Consider the following 17,149-nt stretch of genomic DNA (forward strand, 5'->3'; position numbering starts at 1 on the left):
ATTCGTAAAGGCCGAAAATAACACACCTCCACGGGTATCTTATTTCCGGCCTCATAGTACTATCGGCTATTATTACACTTGCTCAGCCAGCAGCACTTCCATATCCTCCAGCAGACGCATCGTATTCACGGAGTCTTCATAGTTCGGCTCCGGCTTGCGGCCGTTCATCAGACAATCGATAAAATAAACCAGTTCATCCTCATAGCCATGATAGGAATGCTTCGGATACAGACCGTGGTTGGTGCTCCAGCTTAAGGTATCGCCGCCATCAAGCAGCGCATAGGGCTTGAATTGATCCTTCTTTTGACTTGGGGGACGGTTGTAGACAAGGTTCTTCACATTATCAACCACGACATTTTGACGGTCACCAATCAACTCCAGTCGCTCCATCGGATACAGCTCATCGAGCAGTGAACCGGATTGAATCGTACCGATTCCTCCCGACTCGGAACGGAATGAAATTGTATAGCCAACTCTTTTATCATCAATACATACACGCTGTACCTGAGTCAGCTTGATTTCGCCCATCATGAAGCGAGCCAAATCCAGATGATGAATCACATGGTTTAACTTGAAGTAGGCCTCCGATTTGTACGGAGTCGTGTTGAATTGTGATTGATACATATGAATACCGCCGAATTCCGGACGCGAGGAAATTTCCTTGGCCATCACATAAGAAGTCATAAATCTGCGGTTAAATCCTACCATCGCAGTCTTGCCGGATTGCTTCTGAAGCTCAATCAATTCCTCAGCCTGCTGGCTGGTGGAGCTTGGTGTTTTCTCGACAAAAATATCAATTCCGGCAAGCAGTGCCGCCTTTGCTACCTCGTAATGCATCTGCTCATTAATGACGCAGATTATCGCATCCAACGATTCCTTGGCAATCATCTCGTTATAATCCGTATACGTCTGCGAGATATTGTAAAAATTTGAAAACCGGTTAAGCTTGGTCTCGTCAATATCACAAATAGCGACAACCTGAACGGGCTGTGTCCATCTGAGACACGTATAAATAAATTCAAACATATGTTTCCCGCAGCCTACAATACCAATTCGCAACTTCTTTTCCATGTTATTTCCTCCTGATTTGTTTATGCTTGTACGGAGCGTTCTCTAAAAGAGTAACAGGCTCCTAATAGTCTTCTACAGTATAGAAGGAACACTGGAGCGAAGCTTCAACATAAAGCACGAATAATTCATAAAATCCGTTGCAGTCATCTCAAATATCCTTATGGAAGCCATACAGATAATAATTCCCAATTAACAATGATCAACAGACCTGCTTTCAGAAAATAAATTTATAAATATTCCATATAAGGAATATTCCTATTATGGAATATTATAGATAGAGCAAGTTTATCTTACCATTCAATCAAGGAGGATCATTATAAATGAGCAATAATAATGCTGCAAACAAGTTGATTTCGAAGGTAGAAGGCCGGGTGTTTACATTGAAGCGTATTTTCAATGCACCGCGCGAGCTTGCTTCAGACCTTCGCTGCTGCTTTTTACTGAGATTTGCAGCACAACTTATGGAAAATTCATAAAATCCGCTGCTGCTCCTGCACTTTTTCTATACTGACTTGGTGTCATTTTCACAAGCTGCTGGAACGAACGGTAAAAAGAAGCGTGATTCGGGAATCCGCTTTGCAAAAACACATCGGTAACCGGAATATCGCTGCCAATCAGCAGCCGTTGTGCTTCCTTCACCCGCATTTTAATTAAATACTCCTTGAAACCGTCTCCAATAATCTCTTTGAATAAATGATAAGTTCGGGAAGGACTTAGTGAAATGTGTGCGGCCACGTCCTCCAAATGAATCGTCTCGGTGTAATGCTCCTTAATAAATTGCAGCGCTGGGAAGATCCTGTTAAATGAAGTTAAGGTCACATTCCATTCCTGTTCGCTCAGAAGTGATCGATAATAACGGACTAGCAGCGCGCACGACTGCTGAAGCGCCCCTACTACATAACTTTTATAGCCGACTTGCTTCTGCTCCAATTCTTCTCCCATGCTAAGCATCAGCCGACCGATCTCCTGCGCTATTGGCAGGCTGCCTGTGATCTTGTTGCGAATGACAAAAGGCTTGGAGTTAAAGGGCAACAGCAGCTCAGGCTCGCTCGTTTCCAATATGGAGGGACGAAAATATATAAAAATAAAACGGCACATTTTGTCCGGATCGCAGTTGGCAATATGAGGCTGCGCCTGATTCACGACAAATAAGTCGCCAGGGCGCACGGGGTAGGTTTCATCGTTGATATGGAACCAGCCTTCGCCCTCGACGCAAAGCCCAAGCTCCAGAAACGGGTGCCAGTGCTTCGTTACCGTGTTGGCTCGGATCGTTCTTCTGGCCATATCGATGGGAAATGCGTGATCCAAATCCATTTTTTCCTTACGCATGCGGGTCCTCCTGTATGCCTATAAAAGTTCAAAGCGTTATTGATTCCATCATAGTTGGGGAGGGCCCTATTATCAAGTTTTTCTGATTATACTTCCACCTTATCTTCTTGCTCATATAGATCCGGACGACGATCATAGAAGGGAGCGACGACGCCGTGCTTGCGGTTTTTGTGAAGCTCGTCGAAATCGATCGTCGTATATACCGCCATATTCTCGTTCAGCCTCCCTGCTTTCAAGATGCCATCACTTGGAAAAGGGACATCACAGGGCGCAAATACACCAGCCTGACAATGACCTTCATCAATCTGGGGCCTGCCCACTGGCAAAGAGCCAACGATTCCGCTTAAGGCCACAAATAATTGATTTTCAACGGCTCGTGCCTGACAGCAATGGCGAACACGGTGATATCCCGCAGCAGAATCCGTATAGGAAGGACACAGAATCAGTTCAACACCTCTCGCCGCAGCAATTCTGGCAATCTCGGGAAACTCGATGTCATAGCAGGTTAAAATGGCCACCTTGCCCCACTGGGTATCCATGACATTGAGCGAATTGCCGCTCTTCAGCAGCCAGCGGTGCTTTTCTTCGGGAGTAAGATGGAATTTATTTTGCGTCTCCACGCGGCCGTCAGGAAAAAAAATAAATGCAGTGTTTACGTAATCGTCTTCTTCCTTGCAGATGTGACTGCCTGCAGCAATCACCATATTGGTTGCTCTACTCTGATAATGGAAGAAATCCCGGTAGACGGACGTAAAGCTGTCTAAATAACGGCATGCCTCCTCGTTGTCCATGACTGGAACGAGTGACAGCAAATGTGCGGTCACATATTCCGGAAATACAACCAGATCAGCCCCCTGCTTCACTGCTTCCTGAAGCCTCTCGGCCAATAGCTCCCAATAATGCTCGGAGGAATGGATATCGGTTAGTGCATATTGAATCGTAGCAATCGTCAGTGTTGTCATAAGTGGCGTGACTCCTTCACAATAAAAAACGAATTAGGAACGAATTTGCAGTGAATAAATATCGGTTCGTCGATCCCCAATCGTCAAAACTTCCTTCGTTTTTCGGTAGCGCTGCAGTACTTCCAAATCAATCTCGGCCATAATTACCGTTTCTGTATTTTCGCTGCATTCTGCGGCAACACCGTCACGGGGGAATGAGAAGTCGGATGGTGTATAGATGCCGGATTGTGCATACTGGATATCAATATTTTCAACATGCGTTAAATTGCCTACCGTCCCTGCGGTTACAACGAACATTTGATTTTCAATCGCTCTCGCCTGGGCACAATATTTGACTCGTAAAAAGGTTTGGCGATCCTCCGTGCAATAGGGTACAAAAATAATTTGCGCCCCTTCTTCAGCTACAATACGCGAAATCTCGGGGTATTCAATATCACTGCTGAGCTGAATCGAAATTTTCCCGCAATCCGTATCGAAGACTTCCAACCGATTGCCACCGTTAATTCCCCACCACTTGCGTTCATTTGGAGAAATATGCAGCTTATACTGCTGAGCAATCGTCCCATCGCGGCGAAATAAATGGGCTACATTATAAATACGATTATTTTTCTCTAAAAAGTGTGATCCCCCAATGACATTCACGTTATATTTAACAGCCAGCTCAGAAAATAGCTCCACGTAATTCGGTGTGAATTCGGTCAATTTACGGACAGCCAAGCTGGGCGAACGCTCATCCAAGAAGGATAATAGCTGCATCGTCACATTTTCCGGAAATACGGCAAAATCTGATTTATAATCGGAAGCCACATCCACGTAATGCTCACATTGGGTGGCGAATTCTTCGAACGATTCGATTTTCTTCATCATATATTGGACAACGCATACCCGAACCGGAAACGACATTTTGTAATGGACCTTGGAGATCTTCGGCTTATACTCAATATTGTTCCATTCCAGCAGCGTCGCATAGGTCATGGATTCCTGATCATCCGGCAGGTAGTTTGTAATGATTCGTTTTAGAGTGAAGCCGTTCATCATCTGGAAGGTCAATACGGGATCATATAGATTTTGCTGCAAAACCTCTTCAGCGTAGGCTCTTGGTGACATCTTATCACTGTATTTATGATAGAGCGGGATACGTCCACCTACAATAATGCTTTTCAGATTCAGCTCCTCAGCCAACCGCTTCCGTGCTTCATACAAGCGTCTGCCAATCTTCATTCGACGGAAATCCGGATGGACCATGACCTCCATGCCATACAAATTTCCACCTAATGGGTTATGAGTGCGGATATAGCCCTTATCGGTAATTTCTGCATACGTATGCTGCTCTAGATAATCATCGAAGTTGACGATTAGGCTGGAGCACGAACCGATGATTTTACCATCATATTCTACACAAATTTGTCCATCGGGGAATATACGGATATGGCTTTCCAACTGCTCGATTTTCCAAGGCAGCATATTCGGAAAACAAACGTTTTGCAGCTCGATAATATTTTCAAAATCGGACCGCACGATGTTACGGATAATGATCTTCTTCTCAAATTGCGAAATATCACCTATTGTCATATAGACGCTCCACTCTTTCAATATGGTCTGTATTCAGTATAAACAGGAAGTACTATCTGTATATTTAGTGTGTGTAAACGAAGTGTAAACAAACACCATATGTAAATCACATTCGGAATTACAATTTTCCCCATCTGGAATATGTAGTATTAGTCTGGACAGTTCCACAACCGGAGTCACCTTTCAGGAAAACAAGGCATTTGCAATTGTGAATCTGGGAAAAAACGAATTTAAGACGGCGTTCGTTCAGCTATGATAGCTTGAACCTCATCGATTAATCCGCTCTAGTACGTCTTTACCCAGAAAAACGCAGCGGTAATCGTCGAAGCGAGACTTATTCACCGCACTTCTAGTTAACACGAATACACCTCCAAACCACAACCCAAGTGGGATCTGAGAGGTGTATTTATGTATGCCAAGCTGTTCAAACACAAGCCCGCTTTACAACAGCTTCGTTGTTTCGTTCTTTATGGATGCTTTGTCAGCAGGCTCGTCGTCCTCTACGATACTTCGCGTAGAATTCCTGAATTCACGGAGTGTGTCCCCGAAAGCTCTGCCTAGCTGCGGCAGCTTGGAAGGACCAAACACGATTAGAGCAATAGCCAGAATCAACACTAAGCCTGAAACGCCAATATTGTTGAACATATGGATTCTCCTTTTTTGGATTGAGTATCAGGAGCCAATTGTTCAAATGAAGATAGGCTCCTATGTATTCACACTTGCTGTCGTACAGAATTCTTAACTATTCGTCTGGGTTTGCTGCATGGCCCGCCATTGTCTTCCTGAAACGAACACGCTGATTTCGAACAGCAGGAATAAAGGTACGGTTACCGATAGGTGAGAAATCATATCCGGCGGCGAAATGCACGAGCCTACAATAGCCAGAATAATGTAGGCATACTTCCGCGTCATTTTTAACCGCTCTGGTGTCAGCAGTCCCAATTTGGTTAGAAACATCAGAACCACAGGCATTTCAAAGGCTATCGCCATCGGAAACACAATTTCATATAAAAACGAAAAGTATCGGTCTATTCCATATGTTTCCACGGCACCAATCGTTACGTTCATGGTCTTCATGAAATGAAGCATCATTGGGAACACAACCATGTAACCAAAAGCAGCTCCGGTTAAAAAAAGCACAAATGCTGCAGGGATGTAAGGTAATGTGCTTCTGGCCTCAGCTTCGGTAAGACCTGGCCTCACGAACCCCCATAGCTGTTGTAGAATGACCGGCACTGCGAACAGCAGGGCAAACAGAAAAGCACACTTCATATAGATGAGCAAGCCATCCGTAAATGAAAATACATTCCATTCAATTCCACTAGCGGAAGGCTGTGATTTGATATAACGTAAAATACTCGGTGACAAGTAAAGTCCAACACAGAGTGCGGCAATAAAACACGACCCCACAATGATCAGCCGCTTTCTGATCTCCGCCAAATGCAGTACCCAATCCTCCAGTTCCATCCGATACCCACCCCATTAGAAGCTAGATTACAAGATCCATGTATTCACACCAGAGATCCGCCTTTTTTTATATATTGTGAAATCCCTTCCGCTGCCCGGTATGCAAGAGCGCCAACTGTGCCAGTAGGGTTATAACCGCTATTATGCGGAAATGCACATGCCCCGACAACAAACACATTTTCAGCGTCCCACATCTGCATATAGGAATTTACCGCTGACGTGGACGGGTCGGCTCCCATAATCGCCCCTCCGGTATTGTGGGTCGATTGATATGGGACAATGTTGTAAGGTCCTAGTTGATCCGCCGAACCCATCGTCGTCGGTTTCATTTCTTTCATAATTTCTGCTGATTTGCCTGCGACGAATTTGATCATTTCACGATCCTGATCCTCGAAGTCAAAGGTAACTCGTATCAAGGGAAGCCCGTAAACATCTTTATACGTAGGGTCCAGATCGAGATAATGATGCTTCCAAGGCATACTGCTTCCCTGTGGGGATACCGATAGCACACTATTAGCATATTTAAGGGATTGTTTCTTGAATTCTTTTCCCCATGATGGGGTTCCCTTGGGTACGGAATTGGTCGCGATGGGTCTAAATCCTGTCTGGGAGATCCGAATTCCTGCTCCATGGATAAAATTGAGGTTGCTGTGGTCAAAGTTGTCCCCGTTGAAATCGGGAACTTCGATTCCGAGCGATCCTGCGCCTGCATACAAATTGAATTCTCTATCATCAAAAAAACCGGTAGCTGCTCCTCCATTTGTCTGATAAGCATAGTTCTTGCCGATGACCCCTGTTCCAGAAACGGGATCATAAGGCTTACCCAGTTTGGAAGTGAGCAGCAATCGGACATTGTTGAACACGTAGCTTGCCATGATAACCACGTCTGCCGGCTGTTCAAATTGCTCACCTGTGACGGTATTCACATACACAACACCGCTTGCCTTCTTGCCATCATTCAGAATTTGTATAACATTCGAGTAGGATCGAAGATCCAGATTACCGGTTTGCTGTGCAACAGGTATGACCGTCACTACCGGATCTGCCTTAGCTCCGTATTCACAGCCATATCTTTCACAGAAACCGCAGTATTGACAGGCCGCCCGAGTGATACCGTCGGGATTCGTGTATTGCTCCGAGAGATTGCCAGATGGCATCATATAAGGATGGTAGCCCAGCTTCTTCGCTGCTTCCTCAAACAACTTAAGTACTGGTGTCCGAATCATCGGCTTGGTAGGAAAAGGGTTCGTTCTTTTACCTACAAGCGGATTTTGCTCGGGATCTCCGGAAATGCCGGCCATCTTCTCAAATTTATCAAAATACGGCTCCAATTCATCATAAGTAACGCCCCAATCCTGCAGCATCATTCCTTGCGGGATTTTGCTTTTTCCATACTTCTCTACGGTTTTGCTGTAGATTTCAAAGTCATATGGAAGAAAGCGATACGTTTGTCCATTCCAGTGAACCCCTGCTCCACCAAGCCCCTCAGACATCAGGAAGGAACCATACTCCCTCATAGGTACAGCTGCAACCTTTTCAGTATTGCGAAACGTAATGGTTTCTTTGGCTAAATCCTGCATCAGCTCATATCGCTGTGAATAACGCAGTTCATCATGTGCCATGTAGTAATCCTTAGTGCTTCTTGGTTTACCGCGCTCTAACCCGACCACCTTGATTCCTTGTTTCGTTAATTCCGCGGCAATAATCCCTCCCAGAAAGCCCATTCCCACGATCACAACCGGAACCTTCGGCATTACTGTAGCCATTTATTTTCCTCGCTTTCTCTTATGACTGTGATGTCAGCAGTTCATTTAGTGTGTAACAAAATGATTTCGAAGACTTCTCGGCTCCATCAGGACAAATTCTTCCTTCTCCATAATTTCGGTATAGCTCATTTGATTGCCTGGATACTTGCGCATTTTCCAACCGAGCATATTTTTGTTACCGCCGTATAGAGGATCCGAATATGCCCCTTCAATCGTTAAACTGCGAAGCATATTGAAAAAGGTTTTGCCCGTGACACCATTCACGACCATGATTTCCCCTTTTTCCATCATCGTGAGAATCGCGATCCTCTCTTCCTCGGCCAATTCGACAAAACCTTTTGAATATTTTTTCCGGCTCTCCTCCTCCAACGATTGCAGCCCCATCGTAAATAGCTCATTACGTCGAATGCTTTGGTAATCACCTTGGGTTACCTCTCCCTTTACAAAGGGTCCTATTCTGTACTCGCGGGCGTTGACGCCCCAGCGACTGGACATCTGATGATCTATATAGAAGGCTACGCCAAGCTCTGCAGCTCCTGGACCTAGATCATCCTTTGGAAAAATACACTCTACTGCTGCTTCCGTTATTTGGAGCTGAGTCTGATCGAAAAACATCGGTGCCTGATTGTAATCCATTGTCGCAGTCTCATTGACAGGTGCTGCTGGTGCGGGAGTTTCTGAAGGCTTGTTAAATCCATTCGTGAGAGCTTTGGTCAGCACCCCACCCACAACCACTCCGCCTATGGCGGCTCCGGAATATTTCAAAAAACGGCGGCGGGAATCACTCGATGGCTGTTCTGTGTGCTTTTCTTCCATGACATCATTCTCCTTTTTAAGTGGATTTTTAAGTTTCATTTTGTAATAAATGGAGGTTGTGTATATTTTGATCCCGGGACGGACATTTTATGCAAACAAACTGTTTTTCACAACCTCACTGTGGACAGAGCCAACAATAAGGAGGAATACCCAATGAACAAATCACTCTTTTGCATCACCCTGCTGCTCTCCATATCACTATCCGCCTGTGGATCCAAAAACGCTACGCCGCCAAACACCACAACGCCTCCGGCAGCCAATCAGGGAGCTGGAACCGCTGCAGGCGGCGGGGCTTCCACTGTTGATGCAAGTGCCATCTATAAACAGAACTGTATCAGCTGTCACGGTAATGCTCTGGAAGGAGGCGTTGGACCCAGCTTGCAAAAGGTCGGCGCCAAATACTCCAAGGACCAGATTGCAACCATATTAAATAATGGAAAAGGCGCAATGCCGAGCTTTAAAGGAAAGCTCTCTGACAATGAAATCGGTGAGCTTGCGACCTGGTTGGCCGATAAGAAATAAAGGTTCTGCTGTACAACGCATAGAAAAGCCGTTCCCTGTTCATATCAGGAAACGGCTTTTCTTGTATTTCGATATATTCATTTTTTATACGGCCTGCTGCTTCAAGGCAACCTGTACCCGCTCGCCCACCTCGAAAGGCTCGGTAAATCCCGTGTGTACTTCCCAAGTATGCCCACTCACGTTAACCGCATAATGAATTTCATTTCCTTGATATTGCACATTGATGATTTGTCCTGGCAAGCCCTCACGATCTGAACCGTCCCAACTTTCTCTTTGCATCCAAAACTGGTCAGGTCTGACTGGATACAATCCGCTGGCTTTGATCTCCCCAGAAATTTCATTGCCTACCCACACTGGCTTGGCTAGATTCTCTGTTGCTGGATGAAATACAGCTCCGTTCCAGCTGCCTTCAACAAGATTGGCTTTGCTGACGAAACGTGCCACAAAGCTGCTTTGCGGACGCAGATATACTTCCTGTGGAGTTCCGATCTGCTCGATACGCCCATCATTCATTACGACGATTCGATCTGCCATCGCCAAGGCTTCTCCCTGATCATGCGTCACGTAAACAATCGAGGTTTGACTTCGGCGGTGAAGGCTTTGAATTTCCCGACGCATCTCCACTCGCAGCATCGCATCCAGACTGGATAATGGCTCGTCCATCAGGAGCAAGCTCGGTTTGGCTGCTACGGCACGGGCAAAAGCAACACGTTGCCTCTGTCCTCCCGACAGCTCGTGCGGCATCCGGTCTGCCAGCTGAGTCAGCCCGACCATTTCCAGGACCTCCGATATGCGGGAAAGCTCATTCGCACGTGGTAAAGCAGCTCTGTTGCTTTGATGACGCAAAGGAAAACGGACGTGCTCCTTAACACTCAGATGCGGCCACAAGGCAAAGGATTGAAAAACCATCCCGATATTGCGATGCTCAGGCGGAACAGCATGTCCATTACCATCAACTGTTCTCCCTGCAATCCGTATTTCCCCATCGGTTGTGTGATCAAAGCCTGCCATAAGCCGCAGCAGTGTCGTTTTGCCACAGCCTGACGGTCCCAGAATAGCAACGAATTCGCCTGAATGAATTTGCAGATCAATCCCCTTCAATACTTGCTGCGATCCGTAATGCTTGGTCACTTGAATGATTTCCGTATTCATAATACGCCTCCCTTTCTTCGGGCTGTCCAATTATTAACAGCCTGCAGCAGAAACATAAATACCATAATCAGAGCTACAATGACGCAGGACAATGCCGTGGAATAATTCGTACTGCCCGCCTGCTCAAAATTAAAAATAACGACACCTATCGTTTCCGATCCTGACGACCATAGCAATGAGGATACCGTTAGCTCCGTCAAAGCGGACAAGAACACCAGCAGCGCTCCGGCTAATACTCCCGGTATGGTCAGTGGAAAAAGAATTTTTCGCCAAACGCTGCTCCAACCTGCTCCTGATATACGAGCGGCTTCAACCGAAGAAGCATCCACCTGTAAGAACGCCGTTATGCTGCTGCGCACCTGCAGTGTCATAAAACGAATCACATAAGCAATGAATAGAATCGCCATACTGCCATAAACACCTGGATTCCAGCCTGGAATCGGCTCCATCCAGGTAAAGATCATTGCTAAGCCGAACACAATTCCAGGAAGTGCATACGGCAGGCTGATTACCAAATCCATACTTTTCACCAGCAGAGTAGGACGTCTTAATCGATAATATGCGAAAGCTGTCCCCAATATCAGACAAACAATTAACGTTACAAATGATAGGATGAAACTATTGCCGATAGCATGATGCGCCTTGGTGTTCTCCCACAGCACAAATCGATAATGATCCGCTGTCGTATTGTCCCAGCCGAACGGTAGTCCATAAGCTTTCTTTAATGAGTACATCAGCATAGAGACTAGTGGCAAAAAGGTAATCACAGCTAAAAATAACCATACAATCCCTGTCCACAGCCATTTACGCTTTCCTAATTGAAAACGCGGTTTCATATCCTCATATGAAGTTTCCGATGACCTGTAGGATCGCTGCACAAGCCATTGTATCCAAGTACCGATCACGGCGATCACGCCCAAAAGAACGGCCAATGCAGAGCTTCTTGCAAATGCACTGGGGCCAAATCCGACAACCTGCTCGTATATCAGCGTACTTAATACTGTGATATTAGCCGGAATTCCCAAGAAAGCAGGAATTCCAAAGTTGTCTAGGCTAGCTAGAAAAGCGAGCAGTCCACCGCTTGCGATCCCAGGCATTGCAAGCGGCAGCGTAATGGTGCGAAATGTTGTCCATTTCCCCGCACCACCTGATCGGCTTGCCCATTCCAGCTCTCGCGGGATGCGTCTGAGTACGCCAACCGTAAGCAAATAGACGAGTGGATAATGATGAATGCCCATTACCCATATAATGCCTCCATAGCTATACATGCTCCACGGCTTAAGCTCTGACGAGAACAGATGAAGAAAGTCAGCAATCGGTCCCTGCACCCCTGTGAAGGAAGTCCAAGCCAGTGTGACAACATAGGAAGGAATAATAAAAGATAACATAACAATCAAATGAAGCCACACTTTATGCGATAGGTTGCTATAGGCTATTAGCCATGCAATGCCTATGCCTAAAATTAAAGAAACTAATGTCGAGCCGCTAATAATGATCAAGGTGGACTCTACGGTTTTCCAGGTTCTTGCTTCATTCAATAGATCGAAGTATACACCAAGTCCCGTACCTGTTTTGTGTACAAAGCTCAACGCAATCAGCTTCAAGATAGGGAAAGCAAACAGCAGAAATACAGTAATGAAGCTTAATCCAAGAGCGATTCGTTGCAGCCAGACACGGGAAGCAAAACGGATCGGAGCCTTATCGGTTCCCGACCCGTTCTTATGCAGCCCTGACTGCTCAAGATTCGTATTCATATTTGTATACTCGCGTCCTTCGCTAGCTTTTATTGTCCGAATATGTCCGTGAATGCTTTTTTATCCTGATCACGCGCTTCTACCAATTTAGCCAGATCACCGGACAATACCTTCATCTCGGAGAACGATTTTAAGCCTTCCGGTGCTTTGATACCTTCCCGCAGCGGTGTGTAGCCAATTTCCGCGGATATTTTCTGGCCTTCTTCAGACAACACAAAATCAACCAGGGCCTGTGCCGCTTTTTCATTAGCGGTGCTGCTAAGAATACCAATCGGCTCCGTAATAACCGGCACACCCTCGGTTGGATATACAAGCTCAACGGGAGAGCCTTTCTTTTTCTCGCGCGGCACTAAATAATCGACGACCATGGCATAGGACTTGGCACCTGTGGCTACTTCTTTGAGAACAGCACCATTACCCTTGACCACAGAAATCTCGTTACTTTTAAGCTGTTTGAAAAAGTCCCAGCCGAATTCACTCGTCCGTGTCATTACGCCTACATTATAAGCGGCGGCTCCCGAATACAGTGGACTTGGCATAATACTTGCGCCTTTGTTCGCTGCTTCAGTCAGCACCTTCCATGAGGTAGGCAGTGCTTTTACCTTTTGTGTGTTCACAGCGAGCACAGTCGCTAATATCTTTGTACCTTGGTACATACCATCAGGATCGACAAATCCTTTGGGAATCTTCGTCAGCTCAGGCGATTTATACGATTTTAGCAGCTTCTGCTGTTTAAGTGCCTCAAAGGTTACGGAATCGGCAACTAGCAGAACATCTGCTTGAACTTTCCCGGCCTGATTCTCAGCCTGCAGCTTGGCGATAACCTCTTCCGTTCCGGAACGGTACGTTTCCACCTTCACCTCGGGAAACTTCTTGTTGAAAGCTCCGATCAGCTTCGTCACATCTTCTTCAGGTTGGGAGGTGTAAAAATTCAGTTTGCCGGCAACAGCCGATTTCGCATCTGTTGTAACGGCAGCCGCTGCCTTCACTGCGGGCTTTTCTGTATTTGTTGACGATGTCCCGCAGCCGCTGAGTGTCCAAACCATGATGCAGGCGAGACTCAGTGTCACCCATTTACCTTTGTGCATATTCGGTATCTCTCCTCTTATTTGCTATATTCCACCTCCTCATTGTACCGCTCCACTATTATCGGAAGATCATACGAGCTTAATAGTTTTGTAAATTCTTAAGAAAAACTTCAGAATTCTCTCTACTTTATCAGAAGAACTTTTAGACAGCTTTTTGAGCCATTTACTAAAATGGAGCCGTCCCGAGCTGATCATCCAAGTTTTTTATTGATCTGAAGATTTCTGCTGCGCCTCGGATTCCTTTATAGAAGGACAGCACCGATCTGCGATGACAAGGAAACTTAGAACTGGAATAAAGAGAATGGTATTCACAACAACGAAGCTCCATGTCTTGCTTGCAATCATCCCGTACCAATTACTGTAAGGCATATAAATAATCACAAGCAAAATCCAGATTGCTGACAGGATGTAGGCGTAAACATAAGGTTTCATCTTCTAACCTCCTGATTATAGAAATACCCTCTCATCAATTTGACATTGCCAAATTCGAAAAAACCGTCCGATGACCTACTGGACGGTTTTTTCTGTATCCACAAACATATCTTCATTGACAAGATGAGCCGGGATCGGAACCATATTCATTCCGTAAGCCATGTTGAACAGCTGGCTCTCGGCTGTATCAGTTAGCTCTATACCTGCAAATTTGTCGCTGCCAGCGCCATCGTCTCCCTCCCCTGTTATTTCTTCGTCTGCCAACATCAATTCTCCACCATGAGCTTGGGCAATCTCCAGAGCAGAAGTCAGCTCACTGTGATCCACGAACACTTGAACGATCGTTTGCCCTTCTTGTTCAGCTTGATGAACATGGTAGCCGATCTCCACTAACGTGTCATAAGCCAGCGATGCCGATCGGTCATCCGGAAATCGGAAAACAATAGGTACATAGCTCATTGGCTGATCACCCACTTTCTTATCGATAATGAAATTCTTTCCCTAGATTAAAAATAGCTTCTCCCAATATGAGCCTATTATTCTAATTTGTGATCGGTTAAATCCGTTTGACAGAAGAAAAGCTAGTCGTCTTGTATAGAATCAGAATCGTGGACTTGGATGATTTCACTGACGGATGAGCATACTTATAATTAATGGAAAGGAAGGTCCGATATGGAACGACAAGTTATGATTACCAATCATCAATTGCTGGCCTTAGTAGTCATCTCTACGGTTGGAGCTTCAAGCTTATACGCTCCAGCAGCACTTGCCCACTATGCGGAACGCGACTCCTGGTATTTAATATTGATGGGTGGAATCATCGGCTTATTCAACATATTTGTATTCGTGTGGCTGGACCGGCTATTTCCCGGTAAAAATATAATTTCCATCAGTATTTCCCTGTTAGGACGCTGGATAGGCAGCATGGTGGCTGCTTTAATTATTTTTTATTTTATGGACGTATCGACATGGACACTTCGCGAGTTTGCAGAATTTTTTATTATTGCTCTTGATCCTACAACTCAACAAATATGGTACATGATTGCATGCGTAATTATGTGTTCTTATGGTGTTTTTCATGGTCTTGAAGTTTTTGCCCGTGTGTCTGAAATTATTTTCATTGTCATCCTGTTCACGTTTTTAGGTATTTACCTGTTGTTGGTCAACCAGTATCATCCGGAATACCTGCTTCCAATATTAGAGAACGGACTCATTCAGCCTTTGAAAGGTTTATTGCTTGCTGTATCCTGGTTTGGCGACTTGATGTTTATTTCCATGATTCTCAAGCATGTTCGCAAGACCCCACAAACCCCTTTTTACGCAGCTGGTGCAGTTGGACTCATTACTTGTGTGCTATTAATGTCAGTCATGGCCTGTACCCTGTTATTTGGATGGAGAACAACATCCGCCTTTACCTACCCAAGCATCAGTCTGATTCAGAACATTCGATTATTTACCAATATTGAACGATTTGATGCTGTACTTATTGTTGTATGGGTCATGAGTTCATTCATTAAAATAACGGCTTATTTCTGGTCTGCCCTTCGAGGCCTGACAGATTTGCTGCGGCTTCAACATCCTCATATGTTCATCGTACCTATGGCTATCATATTTGTCATATGCTCCAAGTATAAGGTGTGGGGCCTTATCGAATTAGCATCCTTATATGATAAAAAGGCATGGTATTTTGTAACCTTTCAATTATTCATTCCTACCCTGCTGTTAGTCATCGCCCTTGTGAAAAAAAAGTCTTTAAAAGCGGGTGAGCCTCATAAAAGCTAATAAAACCTTATTGACGGACAATGTTTCGTATAACAAGCAATTGTTGTTAGAGCGGCTGCAGCAAACTGAGGATCTGATGATGGTCGATTTGTGTATGGATGCCGGGCAAACCATAACGGTGTGTTACCTCGAAGGAATGACCGACACCCAAAAGCTGGAGCAGATGTTGCTGCTGTTTAAAGAAAACAAGGAAATCTTGCGGCCTTTTCAAAAAGAGACCCAAGTCTACACAATTGAGGATGCTGCTGATCATCTCGTATCCGGGTTAACCGTGCTGCTCATTCCCTCTGAGGGATATGGATTCGCTATTGCTACATTTGGCGTTCAACTCCGAAATGTGGACGAGCCCAGTAGTGAAGCTACGGTGAAGGGGCCGCGAAGCGGGTTTACAGAATCTTTGCAAAATAATATTGCTTTGGTTCGATTTCATTTTCCGTCTACGAATCTGAAGGTCGAATATCGGAAAGTCGGCTATTTAAGCAAAACAAGCTTGGCAGTTCTGTCTATTGGCCAAATAACGAATCCTGACATCCTTAATGAGCTTCACCTCAGACTTAGTGAAATCCCCGTAGATGCGATATTGGGAACCAATTATATTGAGGAATGGATCATTGATAATCGGTATACTTTGTTTCCACTAGTCGAGTCAACAGAAAGACCGGATCGGGTGATCGGTGCATTGCTCGACGGAAGGATCGCTGTTGTTGTTCAAGGGACTCCTTTTGTCATTCTGCTCCCATTCGTATTCCTGCAGGCGTTTCAAGTGAGTGAAGACTATACCTGGAATTTTTATATCGGGTCTTGTGTTCGCTTGCTCCGTTTATTTTGCGGCTTTCTTGGCCTGATTCTTCCTGCTTTTTATGTGGCGACGGTAAATTTTCACCATGAACTCGTGCCAACTCCACTATTACAAAGCATTGCAGCAGCAAAAGAACCCGTCCCTTTTCCCGCGGTGGTGGAAAGCTTTATGATGATGTTTGCTTTTGAAATTATGCGCGAAGCCGGTGTACGTATGCCCAAGCAGGTTGGCCAAGCCGTAAGTATTGTTGGAGCGCTTATTTTGGGACAAGCAGCTGTACAGGCCGGGATTGTATCTCCAATTATGGTGATAATCGCTGCATTAACGGGGATTTGTACGTTCACACTTCCGCCAACGGCCATGAACTACGCTATTCGGTTTCTCCAATTCGCTATGACGCTGTTCGCTTACCTGTTAGGCTATGTCGGGATTATGGTAGGGATTATTATGCTGCTGACCTATTTGGCTTCACTTCGTTCATTTGGAATTCCTTATTTGGGACCTGCCGCCCCGTTTGATATGGATCAATTGACCGATATCATGATTCGAAGACCACATGCGGTCAACTACAAGCGTCCCAGTTTGTTCAGGCCCCTGAATAGAACCCGCTTTATGGGTAAAAAAAGATGAAGCTGCG

At 45.3% G+C, this 17,149-nt stretch carries 17 protein-coding genes; 4 read left to right on the plus strand and 13 right to left on the minus strand.

What is annotated here, in order from left to right; translation table 11 throughout:
• Positions 1-72: 72 nt before the first annotated feature.
• Positions 73-1,071 carry a Gfo/Idh/MocA family protein gene (locus tag BM210_RS05815; protein ID WP_091165513.1) on the minus strand — a complete coding sequence of 333 codons (999 nt, stop codon included), beginning with the start codon at positions 1,069-1,071 and terminating at the stop codon, positions 73-75.
• A gap of 320 nt (positions 1,072-1,391) precedes the next feature.
• Here BM210_RS05815 and BM210_RS34665 point away from each other — a divergent pair, with 320 nt between their 5' ends.
• The gene (locus BM210_RS34665; protein WP_177237650.1) at positions 1,392-1,547 is read left to right on the plus strand and encodes a hypothetical protein; all 156 of its coding nucleotides are present in this window, start codon (positions 1,392-1,394) and stop codon (positions 1,545-1,547) included.
• Here BM210_RS34665 and BM210_RS05820 read toward each other — a convergent pair.
• The 7 genes from BM210_RS05820 to BM210_RS05850 form a co-directional block, all read right to left on the minus strand.
• A complete protein-coding gene (locus BM210_RS05820) occupies positions 1,531-2,400 on the minus strand; it encodes an AraC family transcriptional regulator (protein ID WP_091165516.1) in 870 nt (289 codons plus the stop codon). The two genes, BM210_RS34665 and BM210_RS05820, sit on opposite strands and share 17 nt — an antisense overlap.
• Before the next feature lie 86 nt (positions 2,401-2,486).
• Complete coding sequence (locus BM210_RS05825) at positions 2,487-3,362, minus strand: carbon-nitrogen hydrolase family protein (protein WP_091165518.1); 876 nt, start codon at positions 3,360-3,362, stop codon at positions 2,487-2,489.
• Positions 3,363-3,395: 33 nt separating this feature from the next.
• Positions 3,396-4,934 carry a bifunctional GNAT family N-acetyltransferase/carbon-nitrogen hydrolase family protein gene (locus tag BM210_RS05830; RefSeq protein ID WP_091165521.1) on the minus strand — a complete coding sequence of 513 codons (1,539 nt, stop codon included), beginning with the start codon at positions 4,932-4,934 and terminating at the stop codon, positions 3,396-3,398.
• 441 nt (positions 4,935-5,375) lie between these two features.
• Positions 5,376-5,579, minus strand: coding sequence for a twin-arginine translocase TatA/TatE family subunit (locus tag BM210_RS05835; RefSeq protein WP_091165524.1), 204 nt, complete (start codon positions 5,577-5,579; stop codon positions 5,376-5,378).
• 93 nt (positions 5,580-5,672) lie between these two features.
• Positions 5,673-6,401, minus strand: a complete 729-nt coding sequence (gene tatC, locus BM210_RS05840) for a twin-arginine translocase subunit TatC (protein ID WP_091165527.1) — start codon at positions 6,399-6,401, stop codon at positions 5,673-5,675.
• Positions 6,402-6,445: 44 nt separating this feature from the next.
• The gene (locus BM210_RS05845) at positions 6,446-8,167 is read right to left on the minus strand and encodes a GMC family oxidoreductase (protein ID WP_091165529.1); all 1,722 of its coding nucleotides are present in this window, start codon (positions 8,165-8,167) and stop codon (positions 6,446-6,448) included.
• A gap of 45 nt (positions 8,168-8,212) precedes the next feature.
• Positions 8,213-8,983 (minus strand): gluconate 2-dehydrogenase subunit 3 family protein, encoded by a 771-nt coding sequence (locus tag BM210_RS05850; protein WP_091165532.1) that lies wholly within the window; start codon positions 8,981-8,983, stop codon positions 8,213-8,215.
• Between the two features lie 153 nt (positions 8,984-9,136).
• On the opposite strand from BM210_RS05850, the gene BM210_RS05855 reads away from it, so the two are divergent.
• Positions 9,137-9,505 carry a c-type cytochrome gene (locus tag BM210_RS05855; RefSeq protein WP_091165535.1) on the plus strand — a complete coding sequence of 123 codons (369 nt, stop codon included), beginning with the start codon at positions 9,137-9,139 and terminating at the stop codon, positions 9,503-9,505.
• Between the two features lie 84 nt (positions 9,506-9,589).
• Here the strand turns inward: BM210_RS05855 and BM210_RS05860 are convergent, their stop codons facing one another.
• From BM210_RS05860 to BM210_RS05880, 5 genes are all read right to left on the minus strand, one after another.
• Positions 9,590-10,657 carry an ABC transporter ATP-binding protein gene (locus tag BM210_RS05860; RefSeq protein WP_091165538.1) on the minus strand — a complete coding sequence of 356 codons (1,068 nt, stop codon included), beginning with the start codon at positions 10,655-10,657 and terminating at the stop codon, positions 9,590-9,592.
• Positions 10,654-12,411, minus strand: a complete 1,758-nt coding sequence (locus BM210_RS05865) for an ABC transporter permease (protein ID WP_091165540.1) — start codon at positions 12,409-12,411, stop codon at positions 10,654-10,656. Before BM210_RS05865 ends, BM210_RS05860 begins: the two co-directional genes overlap by 4 nt.
• 29 nt (positions 12,412-12,440) lie before the next feature.
• On the minus strand, positions 12,441-13,499 hold the full coding sequence (locus BM210_RS05870; protein WP_091165541.1) for an ABC transporter substrate-binding protein: 1,059 nt from the start codon (positions 13,497-13,499) through the stop codon (positions 12,441-12,443).
• A 204-nt stretch (positions 13,500-13,703) separates the two neighbouring features.
• Positions 13,704-13,931, minus strand: a complete 228-nt coding sequence (locus BM210_RS05875) for a hypothetical protein (protein ID WP_091165544.1) — start codon at positions 13,929-13,931, stop codon at positions 13,704-13,706.
• Between the two features lie 75 nt (positions 13,932-14,006).
• Positions 14,007-14,390 carry a hypothetical protein gene (locus BM210_RS05880; protein WP_091165547.1) on the minus strand — a complete coding sequence of 128 codons (384 nt, stop codon included), beginning with the start codon at positions 14,388-14,390 and terminating at the stop codon, positions 14,007-14,009.
• Positions 14,391-14,603: 213 nt separating this feature from the next.
• On the opposite strand from BM210_RS05880, the gene BM210_RS05885 reads away from it, so the two are divergent.
• Positions 14,604-15,713, plus strand: coding sequence for a GerAB/ArcD/ProY family transporter (locus BM210_RS05885; RefSeq protein WP_091165549.1), 1,110 nt, complete (start codon positions 14,604-14,606; stop codon positions 15,711-15,713).
• Positions 15,694-17,142, plus strand: a complete 1,449-nt coding sequence (locus tag BM210_RS05890) for a spore germination protein (protein WP_091165552.1) — start codon at positions 15,694-15,696, stop codon at positions 17,140-17,142. Before BM210_RS05885 ends, BM210_RS05890 begins: the two co-directional genes overlap by 20 nt.
• Positions 17,143-17,149 lie beyond the last annotated feature (7 nt).

Source organism: Paenibacillus sp. 1_12, assembly GCF_900114475.1.
Taxonomy (GTDB): Bacteria; Bacillota; Bacilli; order Paenibacillales; family NBRC-103111; genus Paenibacillus_S.